The organism is Gimesia aquarii (assembly GCF_007748195.1).
Classification (GTDB): domain Bacteria; phylum Planctomycetota; class Planctomycetia; order Planctomycetales; family Planctomycetaceae; genus Gimesia; species Gimesia aquarii.
In genome coordinates this window covers 4,080,254-4,104,047 of sequence record NZ_CP037920.1, presented here as the reverse complement: position 1 = coordinate 4,104,047, position 23,794 = coordinate 4,080,254, and the positions used below count along the sequence as shown (strand labels likewise).

Genomic DNA, 23,794 nt, shown 5'->3' with positions numbered 1-23,794 from the left:
GTTAGCTTTACTGGTTAAAGTAACACTAGGTAGATTGCGCAAACGAAGAATCAGTCCCTTGTTTGCTAATATTACTGCAAACGCGCCTACTATCAAATTACCCTACCTAACGGCGAAGCAATTTACCTCCTCTGAGTCTTCAATTAACTAATGAAAGAATGACAGGATGCTACTTACAAACTGGCTCAAGAAGCTCTCCACTCATATTAAACAACGCCCTGCTTTTCGCTCACGTGAACGACGTACAATCAGACGGCGCTGGCAAGCCGCAGTCAACAATCAAATTTCTACAACGGAAGTTCTGGAAGATCGCACACTGTTGACCACATTTGGTTTACAGAGTGAGTTGCTTCCTGATCCTGCTGTGACTCCCGGAAGTTTTGATAACACCGGTAACTCAGTCGCCGTTGATGGTGATTGGATGGTGGTCGGAGCGGTGTTTGATAACAATGCGAATGGCGCTGGTGCGGGAGCCGTTTATCTTTATTCGCGAAATGATACTGGTACACCCGGTATCGAAGGAGACGATACTTGGGATTTCCATTCAACGATTCTTTCTCCTGTTCCAGTAGATCCCTTAGACCCCACTAACCGCTCAGGCCCATATAACAATCTATTCGGTAGCTCAGTTGATATCGATGGGGATTCAATCATCATCAGTGCTAGACTTGCACGCGACGGGGATACATATGGTTCTGCTTATATCTATACTCGCACTGATCCCAGTGTGACTCCTGCAAATCTGACTGATGATGTGTGGGTTCATACAAAAAGTCTTTCCAGACCATTAAGCCTGACAGGTGCTCCGGGAACTGATGATGAGGGTTTTGGAACTCATGTTTCTATAAGTGGCAGCACGGCCATCGTGACAGCAAGGTTTGATGACATTGGTGGGGATGCTAGCGGTTCAGTTTACGTTTTTGATACTGATGATAGTTGGAGTACTGTGACTGTTTCAGCACTAACAGCTTCTGACGCAGTTGTGGGTGCTAATTTTGGGACATCTGCAACAATCAATGGTAACACGATTTTGGTGGGTACACCTCTGGACGATACTCTGGCTGGTAATAGCGGTGCCGTTTATATCTTTGAGCGGAATGATCAAACTTTGCTCGGTGATATTTCAGATGATACCTGGGATGAAACAGTCAAACTTACCTCAACCAATAATGGCCAATTTGGTCAGTCGGTTGCCATTGATGGGAACATTGCAGTCATCGGTTCTTGGCTTGAATCAGGTGGTGGAGCAGCTTATGTCTACGATGGTTCGGCTGGTTGGGCTACCCCTACTCTACTCACACGCTTAACAGCCTCTGATGCGATGTCAGGTGACCAATTTGGAATATCTTCCTCGATTGATGGAGATTATATCGTAATAGGTGCTCGCCAGGCAGATAATGATCTCGGGGCCGTATATATCTATGATGGTTCTGGTGGATGGGCGTCTGCGACCGAGCAGAAAATTTCTGATCCTGCTGCCCAGGCGAACAATCTTTTTGCTTCTAGTGTTGATATTAGTGGAGAATCAATCGTTGTTGGAGCAGCCAAAACTATTTACAACTACGGTGGTGCAATTGGCGCTGTTGACAGTGGTGTGGCTTATGCTTTTGGCGCGACTCTTCCTTCAATAGTGTATGTCGATGACAATTTCAGTAATCCAATTACTGGTCAGGATCCGGATGGCCCTGGAGGAGCTACTGAATTTGGGTTTGATGCCTTTGCAACAATTCAGGAAGCCATCAACAATGTTGCCGACGGTGGTACGATACACATCGCGACTGGAACCTATAGCGGAAATGTCAATGCAACAACGACTGGTGCTAATAAACAAGTCTCGTTAGTCCCTGGAAATACCGCTGCTCAGGTAATTATCAACGGCGATTTGAGCCTCGACTTTGGTGACAGTGTTGAATTCCAAATTGCGGGAAACGTTGCAGGAACTAGCTATGATCAGCTGGTTGTGAATGGTGTGGTTTCGATCAATGATGCGTTCTTAAAGCTTTCTGACTTCTATACTCCCCTGGAAGGAGATCAGTTCCTGTTGATTCAAAATGATGGAACAGATCCGATTAGTGGAACTTTTTTTCTTGATGGTACACTAACCAGACTTTCCGAAGGTTATGAATTCACAGATTTCCTGGGAGTTACCGGACAGAGTGCATTCTTGACTTACCAGGGTGGTGACGGAAACGATGTGGCAATTGTTGTCGAAGATTCCACTCCTCAGATTTCGCTCCCCGCAAATGGTACTGCCGATCAATACACGTTACGTCTTGTTGGTGAGAACGTGATCCTATCGGATGACACTACTAGCGAGGTACTTTACAACGCGCCGTTAAGTGCATTGGGGGGACCGCTGGTAATTGATGGTGAGCCCGGCCAGGATGATACCTTAACAGTCGATCTAACCGGCATCGATCAAACAACACCACTGCAGGTTATTTTCAATGGAGGTACCAGCGGGAATGATGCCTTGAATTTTACTGGCGGCAGCCTGACTACAATGGGTTACCATTTTGATAATGCCAGCGATGGACGAATTCGCTTGAATGCATCCATGACTGATTTTCTGACTTATACAGGCTTAGAACCGATTACCTCTTCAGTCAACGCAACCAATGTCACTTTAAACTATAGTGGTGCCAGTGAAACGGTAACGATTACCGATGCGGGAAGCGGTCAGACTACAATCAATTCGACTGCTGGTGAGGTGCTGACTTTTATTAACCCCACTGGGGCCTTATTACTGGATTCTGGTGCCGGTAATGACATTATCAACATCGATTCTCTCGCAGCCAATTATAGTGCGGAATTACGTATCGTTGGTGGAGCCGATGATGACACATTAAACGTGAATTCGGCATTGAGTTTGGCAAACGATAAACTTCTGCTTCTGACAGCAGAATCAATCAATCTAAATGGTGGTAGTATTACTACGAATGGTTTTGTTTGGCAGTCCTTCCATGGCGATGTAACGCTGGGAGCCGATACAGTCATCAACAATATTGGTGGTGATGCAGTATTTTTTGACTTTACGGTTGATGGAAATTTCGCGCTCGATGTTTCATCAGGTGGAAATATCATTTTTTATGACGATGTTACTGTGGCTTCTCTTGTCGCGAATGCAGGTGGCCTTGTCGGTCAGGTGGCTGGTTCCATTAATACTGGTTCAGCTGATATTGAAATCACTGCGGGAACTGACGTCGGTCTAACGAATGTGACTACCACTGGTGAAGTTCATATCACAGCTTTAACCGGGGCAATTCTTGATAATTCTGCCGCGGAGACGAGTAACATTAATGCAAACAGTGCCGCTTTGCGTGCTGAAACAAATATCGCTGGCTTTGCTGATGCAACTTTAGATATTGACGTTAATACCTTGTCTGCAATTTCAGCTTTAGGAGATATTAATATATCCAATACAGGAGCACTTGAAATTGGCACAGTCGATTCGCTGTCGGGTATTTCTGCAGTGAATGGTGAAGTCATAGTGACTACCGCCAGTCCACTGACAGTGAATCAAAATGTGACAGGCGAATCTGTCGTTCTGACGGCGACAGACGGCGCACTCAGTGGGGATAACCTCATTATTAATGCTGATGTTACCAGTACCGTCTCCGATATCACCTTGAATGCCGGCGACGATTTCACACTATCTGCAGTTGCTTCTCTCTCAGCGAATACAACAGTGAATATCAACGTTGATCCCAGTACGGGTGACCCTGACTTGTCAGGCAGCTCGGTTGATGTACTGGGGGGGATCTCTGCGACGGGTACAACTATCACCGGCGGTGATGATGCTGACACATTTAACATCACTCCAAGTGTGAATTCATCAATCAATGTGTTAGGTGGTGATCCTGCCGTATCTCCCGGTGATACCCTGACCTATCTCACACCTGCAGGACAAACCACGACTCTGACCCCCAGTGGTGCAGATGGAGGAACGATTTCTGTAACAGGCGGATATCAAGCTGTGTCCTTCGATGAAATCGAAAACCTGACAATGGACGCCAACGCAAATCTGATTGTTAACGGTACTTCAGGCGATGATGTGTTGACCATCACTGCGACCAATTCGAATTCGGGAAGCTATCAGTTAAATGGCGGGCCGACCGTTAACTTCTCAAGTATCACAGACTTTACTTTCAACGGTCTGAATGGTAATGATCGGTTAGTGATCAATAATCCCGCTGGTGGTCTGTTTGATCCCTTCAATGGAATCACCTTTAATGGCGGCACCGGTGGTGAAACAACTGGTGATACCCTCGAAATCCTGGGTGGAACGGCTACGACGGTTGAGCATCGTTTTGTAAACGATAGCGATGGCAGTGTATTCTATGATGGTGAAGGCACTGCGACGATAACCTATATCGGTTTGGAACCTGTAATTGATACGGTTGTCGCCGTCGATCGTATTTTCAGCTACTCAGATACAGCTGAGACCATCACCGTATCTGATGCTGGTCCTGCCGGTCAAACACTCATTGATTCCACACTTGGTGAGTCTGTGAGCTTCGTCAGTCCCACCGGTTCATTCACCATCAACTCAGGTGGTGGTAATGACATCATTGAAGTCAATTCATTAGACGCAACATTTAATGCCAATATCACCATCGATGGTCAAGCAGACAATGACCGGGTGGATCTGGCGGGAGGTCTTGATTTAGGCAGTGGTAATAGCACTATCTATGCAGAGTCCGTCCGGGTGAATGGCGCAGTCACCACAACCGGTAATGTTGACATTGATACCTTAATTTCCGTCGTATTTGCCGCCGATGGGAGTATTTCTGCCGGTGCCGGCAATATCGATCTGAGTGGCCGAGTGATCTCTCTGGGACAGGTTGTCACGACTGGTGATGTTTCGGTAACCGCGACTTTGGGTGCGATTACCGATGTGAATGGCACGGATAACAATATTACCGCCCATCGCGCCGCGATTCGCGCTGCCCAAAGAATCGGCGAATCATTGGATCACTTAAATACACAAGTTGATACCATTGCCGTTTCAACTCAGGCAAACGGTCTATATATCTGGAATGACGGTGATCTTACCATTGGAACCGTTGATGGTTTGGTTGGTGCCACTGCAACAGGCACTTTTCTGAATATGCGAGCCTATGGTGCAATCACTGTCGATGCCCCAGTATTCGCAGGTTTCACTCAGTTGCACACCATTGACAGTGCTGCTGCTGGTGAAGATCTTAATGTAAATGCAAACGTGACAAGCACACTCGGTGTCGTATCTTTTTATGTTGGTGATAACGTAAATGTGGCAAGCGGAGTCACGGTAGATTCTGCTAACACACTCAATTTTTACTTGGATAATGACAACGCAGATGTCGGCGTTGGTTCTACTGCTGAATTAAATGGAACATTTCGTTCAGACCCAACATTCGATATCAGAGTGTTTGGCGATGACGATAATGATGTTTTGCAAATCGACAGCAACGGTGGTACTGTCGCCGATGGAGGAACACTGGATGGTTTCGAAACAGACCTTTTCGTGAATCTTGCGGGAGGGAACGATACCCTCATGCTTGATGATTCAGGAGACACCACTGGTGATACCATTGCAATTACAAATACAGGAACTGGACAAGGCTATGTAAACGGCGCGGGCTTAGTTGATTTCCAATTCATCGGCATGGAAAGTATCGCACTCGCGACCAGTAGTGCCGCAGATGATATCACTGTCAGTCCCAATCTGACAACAGCTTTCAATATTGTGGGTGGTGATCCTGCCGTATCACCCGGTGATACCCTGACCTATCTCACACCTGCAGGACAAACCACGACTCTGACCCCCAGTGGTGCAGATGGGGGAACGATTTCTGTAACAGGCGGATATCAAGCTGTGTCCTTCGATGAAATCGAAAACCTGACAATGGACGCCAACGCAAATCTGATTGTTAACGGCACCGCTGGTAATGACGTGTTAACTATCACTGCCACTAATTCAAATTCGGGAACCTATCAGTTAAATAGCGGGCCGATTGTTAACTTCTCGAACATCACCGACTTTGCTTTCAACGGTCTGGACGGTGATGACCGATTGGTGATCAATAATTCCGCTGGTGGTCTGTTTGATCCCTTAAATGGAATCACCTTTAATGGCGGCACGGGTGGTGAAACAACTGGTGATACCCTCGAAATTCTGGGTGGAACGGCTACGACGGTTGAGCATCGTTTTGTAAACGACAGTGATGGCAGCGTATTCTATGATGGTGAAGGCACTGCGACGATTACCTATATCGGTTTGGAACCTGTAATTGATACGGTTGTCGCCGCAGATCGTATTTTCAGTTTCCTGGGTGGAAATGAAACTATCACACTCTCAGATGACGGCGATGTGGGTGATGGCGAGTCCACAATTGATTCAACTTTAGGTGAATCAGTTACTTTTACAAATCCAACCAATTCGCTGACGATCAATAGCAACATCGGAGGGGATACCGTAGAAATCCATGGCTTGGATACTACCTTTGATGCTGACCTGACTGTGAATGCCGGCAGCGATGATTCGATCACAACCACCACTGTTGACATCGGTTCTGGAGATGTCGATTTCGACACAGGTACGGTCAATGTAAATGATGCTTTCACCACAAGTGGTAGCGTCAACATTGATGCGGGAACGTCGATTCTGTTTGCTGCTGGTGGGAGTATTCATGCAGATACCAGCAGGATTGATTTGACAGCAGGCACAGATGTAGCATTAGGGCAGGTCTCCACCACTGGTGAAGTAACAGTCACTGCAACAACAGGCGCCATTACTAACGCCAATGCTGCAACCAACAACATTACTGCAGATCGTGTTGCCTTTCGTAGTAATGGGGTCATTGGCTTACACGCGGATCATCTTGAGTTACAAGTGAATACTTTAGCAGCTTTGGCTGTTGGTGAAATTTCTATCTACAACACCGGTGATTTAAACATTGACATTGTGGATGGATTAAGTGGTATCACTACGGATGATTTCATCATTCTATATAACTACGGCTCTACAGTTATCAATCAGGATATTTCTGCAAGGTATATGAGTTTGCGTCACTTAGATACGTTAACAGCTGGAAGAGACACCACTATCAATGCAAACATTACCAGTACAGGTTCGGTACTCGGCCATATCACTATTCAAGCCGGAGATAACTTGACTGTGTCTTCAGGTGCAACATTGAATGCTGCAACATCTATGACCTTGGTAATTGCCACAAGTGCTGTAGATTTATCTGGAAGCGTAGCCAATTTAAACGGAACTTTGATCGCAGACACAAAGATAACTGTGATCGGAAACGGCACCAATGATACGGTGATTATTGATGGGAATGGTGGCGCCATCAACGATGGGGGAACTACAGACGGGATTCAAACGCCCTTATTCTCATTCGTAGGTCATAGCTTTTCAGACCAAGACACATTAATCATAGATAACTCTGGCGATCTCACCGGTGATACGATTCATGTCACCAGCACCACGTCCGGTAGTGGAAGTGTTACCGGTTTAGGTGCGTCCGAATTCGCATTTGAATTTCTGGAAAATCTAACATTGTTTACAGGCACTGGTGCAGATGACATTACTGTCGCACCAAATATGACCACTGCGATCAATATTACTGGAGGCAATCCAATTACGTCTCCCGGTGACACCTTGACCTATCTCACTCCAGCGGGGCAGACTTCCACATTGACTGCCATTGGCTTGGATGGTGGCACCATCGCTGCTACCGGCGGTTATCAGGATGTTGTGTATGATGAGATTGAAAGCTCGACACTGGTCGGTAGTGTGGCCGTCGATGGCACTGCCGGAGATGACGTGTTGACCATCACTGCGACTAATTCGAATTCGGGGAGCTATCAGTTAAATAGCGGCCCAATCGTTAATTTCTCTAATGTTACAGACTTTGTATTCAATGGTCTGGAAGGTGATGATCAGCTCATCATTAATAACCCGGTTAGTGGTTTATTTGACCCGGCTAATGGAATCACCTTTAATGGTGGCACAGGTGGTGAAACAACTGGTGATACGCTCGAAATCCTGGGTGGAACGGCTACGACGGTTGAGCATCGTTTTGTAAACGATAGCGATGGCAGCGTATTCTATGATAGTGAAGGCACTGCGACGATAACCTATACCGGTTTGGAACCTGTGATTGATACGGTTGTCGCCGTCGATCGTCTTTTCAGCTACTCAGATGCAGCTGAGACCATCACCGTATCTGATGCTGGCCCTGCCGGTCAAACACTCATTGATTCCACACTTGGTGAGTCTGTGAGCTTCGTCAGTCCCACCGGTTCATTCACCATCAACTCAGGTGGTGGTAATGACATCATTGAAGTCAATTCATTTGACGCAACATTTAATGCCAATATCACCATCGATGGTCAAGCAGACAATGACCGGGTGGATCTGGCGGGAGGTCTTGATTTAGGCAGTGGTAATAGCACTATCTATGCAGAGTCCGTCCGGGTGAATGGCGCAGTCACCACAACCGGTAATGTTGACATTGATACCTTAATTTCCGTCGTATTTTCCGCCGATGGGAGTATTTCTGCCGGTGCCGGCAATATCGATCTGAGTGGCCGAGTGATTTCTCTGGGACAGGTTGTCACGACTGGTGATGTTTCGGTAACCGCAACTTTGGGTGCGATTACCGATGTGAATGGCACGGATAACAATATTACCGCCCATCGCGCCGCGATTCGCGCTGCCCAAAGAATCGGCGAGTCATTGGATCACATAAATACTCAGGTAGATCTCATCGCAGTGACGTCGCAAAATGATAATCTTTATATCTGGAATGACGGTGATTTTACCATTGGAACCGTTGATGGTTTGGTTGGTGCCACGGCCGCAAGCGGTATCGCTAATATCAGAGCCTATGGGGCCATCACTGTGAATTCAGCGATCAGCGCACTAGTCAGTCAGTTACATACGATCGACAGTGCTTCCGCGGGCGAAGACATTCATGTCAATGCGGATATCACGAGTACATCTGGTGTTGTATCTTTTTATGTAGGTGATAACATAAATGTGGCAAGCGGAGTCACAGTAGATTCTGCCAACACACTCAGCTTTTACTTGGATAATGACAACGCAGATGTCGGCGTTGGTTCTACCGCTGAATTAAATGGAACGTTTCGTTCAGACCCAACATTCGATATCAGAGTGTTTGGCGATGCCGATAATGATGTTTTGCAAATCGACAGCAACGGTGGTACTGTCGCCGATGGTGGAACACTGGATGGTTTCGAAACAGACCTTTTCGTGAATCTTGCGGGAGGGAACGATACCCTCATTCTTGATGATTCAGGAGACACCACTGGTGATACCATTGCAATTACAAATGCAGGAACTGGACAAGGCTATGTAAACGGTGCGGGCTTAGTTGATTTCCGATTTATCGGCATGGAAAGTATCTCACTCGCGACCAGTAGTGCAGCAGATGACATCACTGTCAGTCCCAATCTGACAACAGCTTTCAATATTGTGGGTGGTGATCCTGCCGTATCTCCCGGTGATACCCTGACCTATCTCACACCTGCCGGACAAACCACGACTCTGACCCCCAGTGGTGCAGATGGGGGAACGATTTCTGTAACAGGCGGATATCAAGCTGTGTCCTTCGATGAAATCGAAAACCTGACAATGGACGCCAACGCAAATCTGATTGTTAACGGTACTTCAGGTGATGATGTGTTGACCATCACTGCGACCAATTCGAATTCGGGGAGCTATCAATTAAATGGCGGGCCGACCGTTAACTTCGCAAGTATCACAGACTTCACTTTCAACGGTCTGAACGGTAATGACCGTTTAGTGATCAATAATTCCGCTGGTGGTCTGTTTGATCCCTTAAATGGAATCACCTTTAATGGCGGCACGGGTGGTGAAACAACTGGTGATACCCTCGAAATTCTGGGTGGAACGGCTACGACGGTTGAGCATCGTTTTGTAAACGACAGTGATGGCAGCGTATTCTATGATGGTGAAGGCACTGCGACGATTACCTATATCGGTTTGGAACCTGTGATTGATACGGTTGTTGCCGTCGATCGTATTTTCAGCTTCTCAGGGGCGAATGAGACGATTACTGTTTCAGATGCTGGTATCGCCGGTCGAACGTTAATCGATTCCACATTTGGCGAGTCTGTCAGCTTTCTCAATCCAACTGGATCATTCATCATTAATGCGGGTGGCGGCAATGACATCATCAATATCGATTCATTAGACGCTAATTTTACAGCTCCACTCACGATCAATGGCGAGGGAGACAATGATACAATCAATGTTAACTCTGCGATTTCATTTGACACTGGTAATAACATTGAATTTAATGCTGAAACGATTGAAGTCGCCAATGGCGTCACAATCACCGCGACTGGAATCGCCTTGAATGCGACAACCGTTGAATTAGACGGCGACCTGATTTCATCGAATGTTTCCGGTAGTGCCACAACAGTCAGTGTCTTGGGGGCAACTGGCGGGGCTGATATTCAAGATGCAATTGATGTGGCAGGTAATGGAGCTACGATTAATATTTCTGCGGGAATTTATAGTCCGGCGTCGACAATTACGGTTTCCCAATCTGTAACCATTCAAGGACCTCAAGCGGGCGTTGATCCCCGCCCTGGAAGTGGTTCAACCCGAGATCACACCGATGCGACAACTGAAGCCATTATCGATGGTGGCGGCGCACTAAGTCGCATCTTTTTGATTGATGCAGACAACGTCACTCTGGATGGACTTGTTATTACAAACGGAACCGGTGATCTTATTCGCAGCAGCAATGGTGTGAGTCAAGCGGTTGTTCAATACAATATCATCCATAACTCCTCCGGAGATGAAGGAGTTCAACTTGCCCAAACCAGTAACTCATCGATCCAGTACAACTACATCTTTGATACTGCTGGTGATGGTGCCAATTTTGCCGAGTCATCAAATGGTAATATTAGTTTTAACGAATTGAATAACATTCGTAGTGTAAACGGAGCCATTTATGTCTACGATTCCGAAGCAATTACCATCGAAGGAAATCTGCTCGATTTAGATCATCTGAATCTAAATGACGGGATCAAAGTCATCGACGATATTGGTGCAGATACTACTACAACTTACATCATTAATAATGTGGTCATCGATTCATTGCAGGATGGAATTAATGTAGATCGATCTAATGTTGTCATCAGTGGAAACGATATCAGCGGAAGCACGAGTGAGAATGGCGTGATCTATGTGAGTGGAACTGCAGATAACGTCCAGATTACAAATAATTCGATCCACGATAACCTGGCGTCTGTCACAGCTGGCCAAACTAACTATGCAATCCGAATTGGTAAAGCTGTTACCAATCTTCCCACAAACGTGGTGATACGTGACAACAGTATTGTGAATAACGAAGCATTGATTTTCTTCCAGCAGGATTCCCAGACGAATCTCGATGCAAATCGAAACTGGTGGGGTACGGCCGATTATACCGTAATCGCCGCGGGAATTGTAGGTGTGGTTGATGGCTTAGGACAGACCAACGGACAGATTGACTTCTCGACAATATTAACTAGCGGTACTGACACCGATGGCACTGCACCTGGTTTCCAACCAGATACGTCTGACTTAATTGTGCATGCACTGGGGGGAGAACCGAGTACTGGAAACAGAATTCAAAATGCAATCGATCAAGTGGATGATGGCGGTACTATTGAAATTCAACCAGGGACTTATATTGGCGATATTACCGTTGGACGTGGAATTACTCTTAGTGGAACGCCTGACATTCAGGGAACGATAACTGTTACGGATGGTGCAACTCTTGCTCCGGGTTTCAGCCCTGGTATTATTTTGTCGAATGGATTGAATATTCTTGGCGAGACTTTTGAATTAAATAATATCAATCTCGGTAGTTTTACGCAGCTCGATGTTGGACCCGGTGAAGACCTGCGATATGTCGAATCGGTTCAGGGGGAAAATATTCTCTTCTGGAGAGGTTCTGCAGGAGAACTGCGACGGGCAACCTATACCTGGAACGGGACGAATTTAGTTTTGGGAGCGATCACCAGCCCCACAGGCCTGACTTCAGGTGACCACGCCAGCATCCTGAATCTTGGTGGCGGCGTCTTGGAAGGATATTTCCACCCGGGAGGCCCAAGTGCAACCGGACAATTTCATGCCATCAGTAATGACGGTGGTCAGACATGGATCAATGAAACCTTAATCACCTACCCCTTCTCGACTCCAGGAATCGGTTCCGATTCTGGAACGACCGGTGGTGGGGGAATTATTGAAATCAATGGCGAACGCCGTATCTATGCTCAAAACAATTTCGGCGATATTGTATTGTGGACAGCAGCAACGGGTAATAGTGGACCGCTTACGAACATCGGGGCGCTCATCGATGGTTCAACGGGCGATTTCCAGAACCAGTCTCCCAGTGGTGATGCCATTGGTCTCTCCTCCGGGCAAACACTCTATCTTTATGTCGATGGTGAAGGTTCAGAATCAACTTTGGGAGCCATTGGTGCGTTGATTGTAGATGCTTCTGGTTTGGTCATTACCAGTCAGATCGATAACTTCATCTCCGTATCAGATGCTGCTTTGACTTCAGCCGGTTTAACGAGCCTGGATGAGATGACAATTGGTGCTGTCCAAATTGTTAGCAACACGATTACCGGCGTATTGATGATCAATGGGGATAGCGTATCCAATGGTACTAACGAAGATCTATTTTACGCTCCGATTACGATCAGCACGAATACGATTCCACCAGGAAGCTTAGATATTGAAATCAATGGAACGACTCCTGGAACCGAACATGATCAGGTTGATGTGACGGGAACGGTTATGATTGGTGCCGGCGCGACATTGAATCTTTCTGGTAGTCACATTCCAATTTTTGGTGACTCGTTCACAATCATCAACAATGATGGCGTTGATCCCGTTGTAGGTGAGTTTAGTGGCTTACCTGACGATTCCGCTTTCGTGTTCAATGGAGTGACGCTCGTCATAGATTACAATGGCGGTGATGGAAACGATGTTGTACTTGTACAATCCATTGCCTCTTTACCTGAAGTTTTTGTTAATGACGACTTTACTGGCCCGAACGGGACCATCATTGTCGACGCTGATCCCAATACGGTTGGTAACCAGGCTGCCACGATTGGAATCAATGCCTTTGCTACGATTCAGGAAGGTGTCGATGCTGTCGCTATCGGCGGAACTGTCCATATTACCGATCAGACGGGAGATGCAGGAACGTATGCCGAAAACGTGACAATCACGAAAGACATTACTCTCCGCGGTACTTCTGGAGTTGACGGCGATGTCACCATAACACCTCCAGGAGGTGATGGGATTACGGTTTCCGCTGCGGCAACCTCCGCGACCATTGAAAACCTCACGGTGACCGGTACAACTGGAGTTGGAATATTACTATTAGGCCTGACAGGGGATGTCTTCTTAACCAACGTAACCTCGACTTTCAACGATATCGGAGTGGTGGCAAGTAACGTCAATAACTTCACCGACATTGATGGTACGTATCAAAGCAACAACAACGGTGGAATACTGGTAGAAGACATTACCAACAATGTCACACTAACTCGTACATTATTGGAAGACAATAACGCTGATGGAGATCCACAAGGAGAAGGCTTTACGGCACTTGCCAATCTCAATTTCAATTCGATCGGTGGTGACCTGCTTGTGGAAGGAGTGATAGCACGTGACTCTGATGGAACGGGAAGCGCTGCGGACCAATTAGCGGCTTTTATCGTAGGCGGAGTCGGTGGCAATGCCACGTTCCAGGACTCAACGGGCGTCGTTCAATCTGTTCTGGTGGAAGGGCATGCCTTTGACGGCATCATTTTACTTGGTGTTGCCGGGGATACCAATCTGACAAATGTGACATCTATCAATAATGGAACTGATCCATTTGGCCTAAGTGGTCCAGGTGGTGCTGGGGTAGCCATTGCTTTTTCCGGATCAATAACTGATACGAACGGAAACTATTCCGGAAACACGAATGATGGTTTTACAGTCTTTGATATAACCGGTGATGTGAGGCTCAATCGTACGACGTTAGAAGACAATAATGCTGATGACTTCGGGCCAGGGGCCGGTTTCTCTGGTGGAAACATCGATGGAAACTTTATCGCGGAAGGTGTAACAATCCGAGACACGGATGGAGCAGGAACGGCTGCATCTCAAACAGACGGGGTTGTTATTAATGGAATCTCAGGTAATATCACGTTTCAGGATTCAACGGGTGTCGTTCAATCTGTGACAATCGAAGGCCACGACGAATTCGGTGTGTATGTGGAAGCGTTTACAGATCCTGCAAGCGTAGTCACATTCACCAATGGAACTTATTCCAATAACGCAGAGGATGGTATTCACATTGACTTCGTTGATGGCTCAGCCACTTTCACTAATGTGACTGTCGAAAACAATGGGGGCGACGGATTACAGCTATTCGAAATATTCGGTAATGTTGATATCAATGGTGGCTCTTTCAGTAGCAATCATGAAAATGGAATCGAAATTGAAGATACTTTCGATGTTACCTTGACCAATGTGACTTCAGGCAGCAACCTGCATGCGGGAATCGAAGTCACTTTTGTCGATTCTTTTTCTGATACCGATGGGACTTATCAGGCCAACGAAGATGCTGGAATTCATCTGTTTGATATTCTTGGTAACGTCGACCTGACTCGCACCATCTTAGAAGATAACAATGCCGATGATGGGGACTTTGGAGATGGATTCACCGCTGTCCCAGATTTTGAATCTGTTGCCATTGGTGGTGATCTGACAATCAATGGCCTCACTGCCCGCAGTACGAACCCCGGTATCACACATCAGACAGCTGGTGTTTATGTGGAAGGTGTTGATGGTTCGGTCGTCATCGATGGTTCTACAGACGCTATCACTATCAGTGGAAACGAAGAGGAAGGCATTAGCCTGATCGATGTTAACGGAGATGTAACGCTGACTGATGTGTCTCTCACAGGAAATACTTTAAACAGCTTTGTCGGTGGCGCATTGGTATTGAATATCGATACCACCACTGGCAATACGGTTGACCATGTTGAGATCAACACACTAGCGCTCGGAGGCGAAGATCATCTGCAACACACCCGCGGAGGGACAGTTCAAGATATTATCGAGACTGCTAACATCGGCACACTTGATATTGATTTTGATGCAGGAGACGACACCGTTACCGTTGTCCCGCATTCTACCACCATTATCGATCTCAATGGTGGTGACCCCACAGCGCTCCCAGGAGATGGTTTGACTTATGTCACTCCAGTAGGAGAAACAGCAACACTTACTCCAGCGGGTAGTGATGGTGGCACGATTGCTTCCACTGGTGGATTTGCAGATGTTGTGTTTGATGAATTCGAAAGTCTGACTCTGGATGGTCCTGTTGTGGTAAATGGAACTGGGAATGACGACGTGCTCACAATTACTGCTACCAGCGCCAATTCCGGCAGCTTTCAAATTGTTACCGATGGAACGCCAGGTCCGGTCTTCAATTTTTCTGATCTGACACAATTCACTTTCAACGGTCTGGTTGGAGATGACACACTACGTATTATCAATCCCGGTGGTAGTTTGTTTGATCCCATCGACGGCATCATCTTCAATGGGGGGACCGGTGGCGAAGATGGAGCCGGTGATACGCTTGAAATTTTGGATGGTACGGCAACGACGGTAGAGTATCGCTTCGTAAACAATAGCGATGGTAGTGTACTCTATGATGGTGAAGGCACAGCGACTATTTCCTATACTGGTTTGGAACCGATTACTTCTACTATCACAAACGACAATGTTATTCTGACCTATAGTGGTGCCAACGATTTTATTGAGGTCTTCGATGCAGGTGGCGGCCAAACGAATGTTGACTCAACTTTCGGTGAGAGTGTTACTTTCATTAACCCCACGACAACATTTAGGATTAATTCTGGTGATGGTAATGATTCGATCCAAGTCCATTCACTGGGCACAGGTTTTGCTGCTGACATTTTTATTGATGGACAAGCCGATAGTGACTCGGTGGGATTGGTTACTGGTCTTGATCTGGGGAGTGGAAACACTACCGTGGAAGCTGACATCGTCAACCTGCTCGGGCCAGTCACCACAACTGGGAATGTGATTATTGATGCTGAGAATAGCATTGGGTCTGCTACGTTTGGTAGTATTTCTGCCGGCAGCGGTAATATCGATTTAACAGCAGGCAATAATATCTTTTTGGGTCAGCTATCCACCACTGGAAATGTAACAGTCACGGCTGTCACAGGATTGATCAGCGATGCCAACACTGGGGCCAACAATATTACGGCGGGTTCGGTTGCTTTACGAGCTTTCACAGGTATCGGCACCGGCGATGAGATCGAAACTGCAGTCGATACTCTGGCGGCGGCATCCCCTGATGGCAATATTGAAATCAGCAATACGGGTGCTTTGGAAATTGGTACCGTCGATGGTCTGGTAGGTGTCAGTGCTGGTGCGGGATCGGTGAATGTTTCCGCTGCCAGTCCCTTAACGGTCGCCGCCAATGTGACGGGGGCATTACCAGTCACTCTGACCGCCGGTGATTCCGCAGGAGCCGGTGATGACCTGACTGTTAACGCTGGCGTGACCGTCGAATCAACGGGAGCCAATGTGGTTCTGAATGCCGGTGATGATTTCCTGCTCTCGCTGGGTGGCGAAGTGATCGCGAACACCACAATTGAAATCAACGTTGATCCCAGTGGTGGTGACCCGGATCCCGTCGGTGCCACGGTCGACCTGCTGGGCAATGTCGACGCCACACAGACAACCATCAACGGTGGTGACGACGCGGATATCTTCAACATTCTGCCCACCGCGGGTTCACCGATTACGGTGAACGGTGGCGATCCCATATTACCGGGACCCGGTGATGTACTCAACCTCGACTTCAGCGGTCTGGCCAATGCACCATTCCTCACACTGGGGGCGACCCCCGGTTCGGGTTCCTTCGGATTTATTGCTCCGGACCTTGAACAGACTGTGGATTTCACCAGCATCGAAAACGTCAACAGCGGTGGTGTTCCTTTCCACCTGGTCCTGGACATGGCAGCTTCCGGCTTTGAAGACGCGGCTGCCGACACGATTGACGTACAACTGGATGCCGCAGGCACCAATCTGTTGATCGACGTCAACGCCAGCAATATCTTCTCTGGAGCGGCCGCCGACATTCTGTCGTTCACCGTGATCGGATCGAATGACGATGAAACACTCAACATCAACGAATCACCGGGTGGTCTGCCCCTGTTCCAGGCCGCCGCACCTGCGATTCCCGGCTCAAACGGTTCGCATCTGAACAATGCTGCCGATACGTTGCTGGAAGATCAGTTCAATCCGACCACCTACGATGCCGATGACATCACGATTCACTACGATGGGGGTGATGGTACTGATGCCATCAACGTCAATTTCGCAACCGCGCACAATGCGGCCTACTTCTCGGACAACATTGACAGTCTGGGCAGTGGTAACATCGTCGCAGCGACCCCACTGGGAACCGATATTGATCTGGGTCTCTCCTTTGGTGCTGTGGAAGGTGTGGGCATCAACGGCGCCGGTGGTGGCTTGCGGGTCGATGCTTCATCGACTCCCTTGACCACAACCGTGAATATCGATGATGACGGTGTCGCGGGAGACGGTGTTTCCCAGATCACGGCTAACGGCGGTTTTACCAATATGGTCTTCAGCGGCTTCCAGGGACTGCAGGTGGTCTCCGGTACGGGGGCAGAACTGATCGACCTGATCGCATTGGACTCTGCGACCACCCTCACCCAGATTGAGCTGGATGCCGATGATGTGTTTGCCGCCGATGATACGGCCAACGACACGATCCGTGTGCGGACGACTCCACCAGGAACGGTGACTGATATCAACATTCTGGCTGGCCTGGGTGATGACCTGATTCAGATGTTTAGTAATCTGGACTCTGTCAACAACATCCACGCTGCTATCACCGTCGACGGGGAAGGTGGCAATGACACACTGACGGTCATCGATTCGGGCGATGGCACAGGGGACACGTTTGAAGTCACTTCGACCACTGTCGATGGCCTGAGTGGTACACCAGGTTCGACCGATGTCACGTTTGCGAACATCGATGACTTGAACGTGACCGGGACCGGCGGCAATGATACAATCAACGTCAATCTGACCACACAGGAAGACTTGAACAATGTGACAATCAACGGCTTTGGCGGCGATGATGATTTCTTTCTCCAGAACAGCACGCCTGCCGGCGTTGATACGCGCCTGAACGGGGATGCCGGGGAAGACAACTTTATCTTCCTGGCCAGCAATGTACTCAATGGATTCATCGACGGAGGTGGCGATCTCGACCTGCTCGACTACAGCGGTTATACACCGGTCGTGCATGTGGCCTTGTCCGGTCTGGGTACGATTGACGGCTTCCAGGGCCGCGAAAACAACGGCAGCATCCTGGGTACCGGTGTTGCCAGCCTCGGCTTTGACAATATCGACGATGTGGAAGGTACCGCGGGTGTGGATACACTGCAGGGTCCCGACCTGAATAACTACTGGGGCATTACCGGTAACGACGAAGGTTTCCTGATTGCCGATCGTCCCAATCTGATGAACGGTCGTCCGACCACAGCCGGAGATGCGATCGCCACACCACCCGAACAGCGAATTGACTTCACTATGTTCGAAAACCTGATCGGTGGTAACCAGCAGGATCGCTTCGATGTAAGTGATGGCGCTGGTCTTACCGGTACGCTCGACGGGGCCCTCGGTAACGACAGCCTGGACTACCGCGACTTTACAACCGGCGTCACCGTCGACCTGTTTGCCGGTACTGCCACCAACATTGGTGGTGGCCTGGTGGCCGGCACCGGTGGTGGCGATGACGACAACAGCATCGAAAACGTGTTCGGTGGTGATGGCAACGACAATATCACTGGCGACAACGACAACAACATCCTCGGTGATGGCTTCGGCAACGACAACCTGGACGGCGGCGGTAACGGCGTCGGCAGTGAAAACGGGGGCAACGATGTCTTCCTGATGGAACCGGGGGCTGGCGGTAGCCAGGATGTGATTACCGACATCCACGGTAACGACACGATCGACTTCCGCTTCGCCAGCCAGGGCATTATCTTTGATGTCGACATCATCAACACCCCACAGGATGTCTTCGGTGGCAACACCATCGAACTAAGACAGATTCAACCTCAGCAGCCCGACACGAACCCCAGCTTCATGGAAAACATCGTGGGCAGTGAGTTCAACGATATCATCTTCATTGATCCGCTCTCCCAGGACGGCAACTTCCCGATCGACGGACCTCCGGTGCTGCGTTCGGCTGACGGCCGCGGGGGCATTGATGTACTCGACTTCGACGCCAAAGGCCAGGAAGTGATCGACACCGGTTTCTCCCTGACCGCCGACGGGGTGGGCACCGTGCAATACCTGAACTTTGAAAACGTACGGCCCTTCGAAGACACCCCCGCCTTCATCGTCGATGACGGTGACCTCGGCTTCTCACTCGGGGGCGACTGGCCCTTCCATCCGGGGGGTACGGCCGCGATTACGAATGGTATCGGTTTTGGAGATGACGTGCATTCGGTACGTGAGGAATCTCCGATCGGCAACGGACCCGCGCAGGCCTTCTGGGAATTCTACGGTTTGACACCGGGTGACTACCGGATTTCGGTCACCTGGCCTGTTTCCACCAATCCGACGGTCATCGGACAGGCGGCCACGGATGCCCCGTATACGATCTTCGACGGCGCCCGCACCGACATCGGCACCGCCGCCGTCGATCTGGGAACCATCGATCTCAACCAGCAACTCGAGCCGGATGACTTCACCGCCGATGGCACGGTCTGGGAAAACCTGGGTGTATTTACAATCAACAGCCGGACGTTGACCGTCATGCTGACCAATCTGGCCAATGGCCGCATCACCGCCGATGCAATCCGCATCGAACGTGTCTCTGCCGGACCCGAGATCGAACTACGCGATATCACCGATGCACCGGTCCCGCCGACGATCATCATGGACGGTCATCAGGGGGGCATCAACTTCGGTGCCACCGAACTGTTGACCGATGCGGTCCGCACCTTTGAAATCACGAACCAGGGTAGTGCACCGCTGAATATCAGCAACATTGTGGTGCCAGCCGGCTTCACAACCAACCTGGTCAATCAGGCGATTGCTCCCGGTAATACGATTCAGTTCACACTGACCATGGATTCGAATACCTTCGGCGACCGTTCGGGGATCTTCTCCTTTACCACCGATGATGTGGATGAAGAGACCTTCAACATCCTGTTACAGGGTTCGGTTTCGAATGTGATCATCATCGATGACGGGGATACCGATTTCTCCGCCACAGCCGGTTTTGTGAGCTTCCCGGATGCGGTCAATAACGGGGCCGGTGGGTTTGAAGGCGATGTTTCCGGTGCGGTCCCCAATCAACCGGGCAGTACACCGCAACCGGGGGCGGAAACGGCAACCTGGACCTTTACCGGTCTGGCCGATGGAAACTACCGGGTCTCCACCACCTGGTCGACCACACCAACGGCCACCAACCGTGTGGATGATGCACCTTTCACTCTGAACGGAGGGGGTCCGATCGACGTGGATCAGACCGTTGCCCCGTCGAGCTTTGTCGACGCCAACGGTGTGCAATGGTTCGATCTGGATGTCTCCTTCTCCGTGATCGGCGGGACACTGACTGTGGAACTGACCAACGATGCCAACAGTTTCCCCCGCGACCACTTCACGCTCTCCAACGGTGTGATTGCCGATGCGGTCCGCATCGAATATCTGCCGGAACCTGATATTCAGGTGACCGTGGACGGGGACGTCGTGGAAGACGACACCGGCGTGGTCGACTTCGGCAGCACCCTGCCGGGCATTCCGATCATCAAGACCTTTACCGTGACGAACCTGTCAGCCGATCCCGTGGATGTTACCGGCCTGATCGAGTTTCCGCCCGGCTTCAGCATTGATCCGACCTCCCCCTTTGGAACCGACACCACACCGGTGACGCTCAATGGCGGGTCTTCGGTGACCTTTACCATCCAGTTTGACGGGGGCACCACAGGTTCGACCTTCGGTCAGATCTCCTTCACAACCGGTGATGAAGACGAAAATCCTTATAACTTCACCGTAATGGGGGAAGCGAGGCCGATGACGGTCGAGATCACCGATGCGGAATTCTCGACGGTGGGCAGCTGGACTGGACACACACCGGGTGTTGTGGGCGATCCGGAGTTTCTGTATGCGGGCGACTTCTTCCAGGGAGGCACAGGCGCCAATGCGGCGACCTGGACCTTCGATGTGGAACCGGGCCGTTATCAGGTGGTAGCGAACTGGTACGTGAATCCCAACATTACCACCAATGGGGTGGGGGCTGCTTCGAATGCTCCCTATACGATCTTTGATAACGGTGCGACTGTGACCACGGTCGCTGTAGACCAGCGGACGAGCAGCGATGACTTCCTGGATGACGGAATCCTCTGGGAGTTCATCGGCGATCCGGTGCAGATCACCAGTAACACGCTGAGTGTGCAACTGAGCGATAATGCGGACGGCATCGTGTATGCGGATCAAATCCGAATTTACCGTGTCGTGGATCCGGTGATCGTTGTGGAAGTCGGCAGTGGTCTGGACACACAGGAAGTCGCAGACGGGGGCGCCGTTGATTTTGAAGAAACGATTGTGGGGGCTCCGGTCATCCGCACCTTTACGATTACGAACTTTGGTGAACGCAACATGGCTCTGGGACCGATCAATATCCCAGCCGGCTTCAGCATGGTGGCCCCTCCGGGTAATACCAATCTGCCTCCGGGTGCTTCCACGACCTTCAGTCTGCAGATGAACGCCGCCACGTCGGGCAGCTTTAGTGGTATGGTCTCCTTTGGCGTGGATTCGACCGATGCGAATCCGTTTAACTTTATGGTTTCCGGATCGGCTTCGGCTTCGATGATTGTGGACAACGGCGACTTGGATTACACCAACACGGGTGATCCCTGGGAGACCAGAACTGCCCAGGTGGCCTACATCGACTACTTCCAGGATGACCAGGACTTACTGATTGGCGGCGATTTGCCGGGTGTCAATACAGCGACCTGGCAGTTCACCAATCTGGGCGCGGGCACCTATCAGGTTGCCAGCCACTGGTTCCAGCACAGTAATCTGGCTCCGAATGCCCAGATCACGATCTCAGGGATTGTCGGTGGTCCGATTACGGTCAGCCTGGATCAGCGGTTTGCTCCGAATGACTTCAGTGCCGACGGCACGAACTGGGAAGAACTGGGCAACTTCCAGGTTGCCGCCGGTGGGACCCTGACGGTCACCATGAGCGATGATGGGGCGACGGGCCATCTGGCCGCGGACGCCATGCGACTGGAATTGATTCCCGTCGGTCTGACCGCTCCGGAAATTGAAGTGCGGGCCGGTGCCACGAATCTGACCAGTGGTGCCAGCAGTGTGGACCTGGGCACTTCCAACTTCGGTAGTTCGTTGTTCCAGACATTTACGATTACGAATACCGGAACCGCGACACTGAATTTAGGAGCCATCACTCCGCCTGCCGGTTTTGTGGTTTCGACGGCGCTGGGCACCACGGCTCTGGCCGCCGGTCAGTCGACGACGTTTGAACTGGAGTTCAATGGAGCGACTTCGACATCGGGTGCCTTGACCATTGCCAACGATGATGCGGATGAGAATCCCTTCAGCTTTACTGTCTCGGCGACTGCGGTCAATTCACTGATCATTGACGATGGTGATGCCGGCTTCACGAGCGGGGGCGACTACTTCGCATCGGGGGCTGTGGCATACCGTGGTTTTGATTCTCAGAAAATGAATATCGGGCAGACCGGTACGGCAAGTTGGAACTTCACCGGTCTGGTGGCCGGCACGTATCAGGTCTCAGCGACCTGGGACGGTCATCCACTGCGTGACACGGGTGTGGACTATGACGTGACCAGTTCGGGAGTCGGTGGCGGAGCGATTGCCATCAATCAGCGTATCGACCCGAATGACTTTAACGCCGAGGGTTCAAACTGGGAGATCCTGGGAACCGTGACCATCGGTGCCGGTGGTTCGATTACCGTGACCCTGAACGATACGGCCGTGGATGGTTCGATTCTGGCCGATGCGATTCGCATTGAACGCACGGGACCGCTTCAGGCCACCAGTAGTGTGGCCAACTCGGGAGCCCCTGTGCTGACGCAGGCCGATTTGAATTCGGTACGTGATGCGGCGTTGAGCTACTGGACGGCTACCGGGATTTCCGCAGCTGAGTTAGAGCGGCTGCAATCAATCAGTTTTGTGCTGGCCGATCTGCCGGACACGATGCTGGGGGGTGCCACGAGTACGACCATCATGATCGACATCAATGCCGCCGGTCATGGCTGGTTCGTGGATGACACACCCTTTGATCACAGTGAGTTCACAGAGGACGCCAATGGCGGTCTGACTGCGAACGAAGAGAGTGATGCCTTTGGTCGCATGGACCTGTTGACTGTGGTATTACACGAATTCGGTCACACCCTGGGTTATGCCGACCTGGATGCGGACGAAGCGGGTCACGACCTGATGAGTGAATCCCTGGGTGAGTCACTCAGACGCCTGCCCGTGATCGAAGAAGCGGCAGACACGTCCGACGTGGATGACTTCTTCAGTTCGATTGTCGATGGAGACAATCCGCTGTTGAACTAGTCGTCTGACTGAGAAAAACTTCAGCCCTCTCGAACTTCGGTTTGAGGGGGCTTTTTT

1 protein-coding gene is annotated in these 23,794 nt (G+C 49.9%); it reads left to right on the top strand.

Annotation, left to right across the window (positions count from 1 at the left end):
- The first annotated feature begins 166 nt into the window (after positions 1-166).
- Positions 167-23,737, top strand: coding sequence for a golvesin C-terminal-like domain-containing protein (locus tag V144x_RS15855; RefSeq protein WP_144986100.1), 23,571 nt, complete (start codon positions 167-169; stop codon positions 23,735-23,737).
- The last annotated feature ends 57 nt before the right edge of the window (positions 23,738-23,794 follow it).

What these genes read in the sequence shown, in the direction of transcription:
- V144x_RS15855 (WP_144986100.1), top strand. Translation starts at nt 167, where the DNA reads ATGCTACTTACAAACTGGCTCAAGAAGCTCTCCACTCATATTAAACAA.